The organism is Intestinibacter sp., from assembly GCF_022780145.1.
Classification (GTDB): domain Bacteria; phylum Bacillota; class Clostridia; order Peptostreptococcales; family Peptostreptococcaceae; genus Intestinibacter.
Genome location: NZ_JALEXO010000205.1, coordinates 1 through 3,159 on the forward strand (window position 1 = coordinate 1; position 3,159 = coordinate 3,159).

A 3,159-nucleotide genomic window follows, 5' to 3' on the forward strand; every position below is an offset into this window, starting at 1 on the left:
TAATCTCTAATGAAATAAGCATAATCGCCGACAGCAAATCGTCTAATGCTGAGGAGAGGGTGTTCAAAGAGAGATTTGCCTTAAAAAGCAGTATCAAATACGACAAAAAATCTAAGTATTATCTAGTTATGATAGAAGATAATCACGAGGTAGATGAAGAGTATAAACGATATGAATTTATTATAGATATAGCAATCCAAGATGATTTTGGATTTTAGTGTTTTAAATCGCCTTATAGGACTATAATTATAGTATATGAGGCGATTTTTTTAAAATGAGGGGTGACAATATGGACAGTTTAGATAAAAAATTAAATGAGTATTTTGCTGGCAGAGTTGTCCGCAAAGATTTGACTAAGAAAATTAAAGAGGGGGCAAATGTGCCTGTTTATGTTTTGGAGTATTTGCTTGGGATGTACTGTGCAACTGATGACGAGGACAGCATAAATGAGGGTGTTGAGAGAGTTAAAAGGATATTGGCTGATAATTTTGTGAGACCAGATGAGGCTGAGAAAATAAAATCGAAAATTAGAGAGCTTGGGAAGTTTACTGTTATAGATAAGCTGACAGTTAAGTTAAATGCCAAGAAGGATTTGTACGAGGCTGAATTTTCTAACTTGGGGTTAAAGGGTGTGCCGATAGCTCCTCATTATGTCAAGGATTACGACAAATTATTATGTGGAGGAATCTGGTGTATATTGAAGATGGATTACTTTTTTGATGAGGATGCCAAGGATGCATCGCCTTTTAATATATCTGATTTGACACCTATACAGATGCCTAATCTTGATTTAGATGAAATAAGGGAGGGTAGACGTAATTTTACTAAGCAGGAATGGATAGATGTTTTGATTAGAAGTATAGGTATGGAGCCTACTACTTTGGATGAAAATGTCAAATGGCATTTGATACTTAGAATGGTGCCACTTGTCGAAAATAATTATAATTTATGTGAGCTTGGACCTCGTGGTACAGGTAAGTCTCATTTGTACAAGGAGATCTCGCCTAACTCTATATTGGTATCAGGTGGACAGACTACTGTTGCGAATTTATTTTACAATATGAGCTCCAAGCAAATAGGACTTGTAGGAATGTGGGATACTGTTGCTTTTGATGAGGTTGCTGGTATTCATTTTAAGGATAAGGATGGTATACAAATTATGAAGGACTACATGGCATCTGGATCATTTGCTAGAGGTCGTGAGGAGAAAAACGCATCTGCATCTATGGTATTTGTCGGAAATATAAACCAAAGTGTAGAATCACTTATAAAAACTTCTCACTTATTTGAGCCATTTCCAGATGCGATGAGTAGTGACAGTGCGTTTTTTGATAGAATGCATTACTATCTGCCTGGCTGGGAAATACCTAAGATGAGACCTGAGTTTTTTACTAATCAATATGGATTTATAACTGATTATCTATCTGAATTTCTAAGAGAGATGAGAAAACGTAATTTCTCTGATAGCATAGATAAGTATTTTAAGTTGGGTAACAATTTAAACCAAAGAGATACGATCGCAGTCAGAAAAACTGTATCTGGTATGGTAAAATTACTATATCCTAATGGAGAATTCGACAAGGAGGGCATCGAGGAAATTTTAAGATATGCTCTAGTCGGCAGAAGACGTGTCAAGGAGCAGCTTAAAAAAATCGGAGGTATGGAGTTTTACGATGTTCAATTTTCCTATATAGATAATGAAACCTTCAAAGAAGAATTTGTATCAGTTCCAGAGCAAGGTGGAGGCAAAATCATACCAGAGGGAATGAACCGCGCCGGCCATGTGTACACTGTTGCTAGAGGGAAAAGCGGCATGATAGGTGTCTACAAAATCGAGACCGAGGTCATAAACGGAAACGGCAAATTTGAAAAAAGTGGACTAGCATCTGACAGAGACGCCAAAGAATCCATAGACACTGCATTTAAGTACTTCAGAGCTAACAGCAAAAATATCAGCGCATCTATAAGCCTGACAAATAGAGATTATATGATGTATGTACAGGATATTGCAGGAGTTGGGTTAAATTCTGAGCTTTCACTTGCTGCATTTGTAGGATTGTGTTCTGGCGCTATGAATCGACCAGTCCAAAGTCAGCTAGTTGTACTTGGATCACTTAGTATAGGTGGAACTATCAATAAAATTGAAGAGCTCGCAAACGTACTCCAAGTCTGCTTCGATGCTGGAGCTAAGAAGATTTTGCTACCTATGAGCAGTGCAGTTGATTTGCCTACAGTGCCACCAGAGTTGTTTGCTAAGTTTCAGACTTCTTTTTATACATCACCAGAGGATGCTGTATTTAAGGCGCTGGGGGTTGACTGATGATATAAAAAATTTTACCGATAAATGTTTAAATATTATCTAAATTGTATATAATAAAAATAAACATTTATAGAATCTTTTAGCTAAAAGGAGAGGCAAATTTTGAATATAAAGAAAATATTTATAAAAAATATAACTGTATTTGAAGATTTTGAGTTAAATTTTGACAAAGGAGTTAATGTAATCATAGGTGAAAATGGCACTGGAAAAACTCACTTATTAAAATACATATATGCATTAACTCAGTTTATAGATAAAAAGGACGATACTAAAATAGAAATAGCTAAGGAATTTTTTAATACAGAACCATTTAATTTAGTAAAAAATAATCAAGAAAATGCTGAAATTGAAATTATATACAGTGAAGATCAAAAATTAACTTATAAGATTATTAAAGATATTGAATCGAAAAAATACAATGAAAACATTAGCTTTAATGACTATATAAATTTAAAGACTTTATTTATACCAGCTAAGGATATGATATCTCATTCAAAAGGATTTTTAGCACTTAACAATAAATTTAATCTTCCTTTTGACAAGACTTATATAGATATAATAACAAACGCAGAGCTTCCAGAGGCAAAACAAATATCAAAAGTACATCAAAATATATTAGATAAATTGTCAAAGGTAATAGGTGGAACTGTTGTATACGAAAATGATAATTTTTATATAATAAAGAAAGATAATAAAAAGATAGAGTTTTCTTTAGAGGCTGAAGGATTTAGAAAGTTAGGTTTATTATATAAACTAATACGAAATGGATTGATAGATAAAGATACAATTTTATTGTGGGATGAGCCAGAATCTAATATCAATCCAGAGTTAATACCATT

At 33.6% G+C, this 3,159-nt stretch carries 3 protein-coding genes; all 3 read left to right on the plus strand.

From position 1 onward, the window contains the following. Window positions 1–218: hypothetical protein (locus MR593_RS07975; RefSeq protein ID WP_290691691.1), on the plus strand; the 218-nt coding region annotated here is incomplete at its 5' end. A 71-nt stretch (window positions 219–289) separates the two neighbouring features. Beyond that, entirely contained in the window at window positions 290–2,320 is a 2,031-nt protein-coding gene (brxL, locus tag MR593_RS07980; RefSeq protein ID WP_290691693.1) for a protease Lon-related BREX system protein BrxL, read from the plus strand. A 102-nt stretch (window positions 2,321–2,422) separates the two neighbouring features. Continuing rightward, a partial coding sequence (locus MR593_RS07985; RefSeq protein WP_290691694.1) for an AAA family ATPase occupies window positions 2,423–3,159 on the plus strand: 737 nt, incomplete at its 3' end.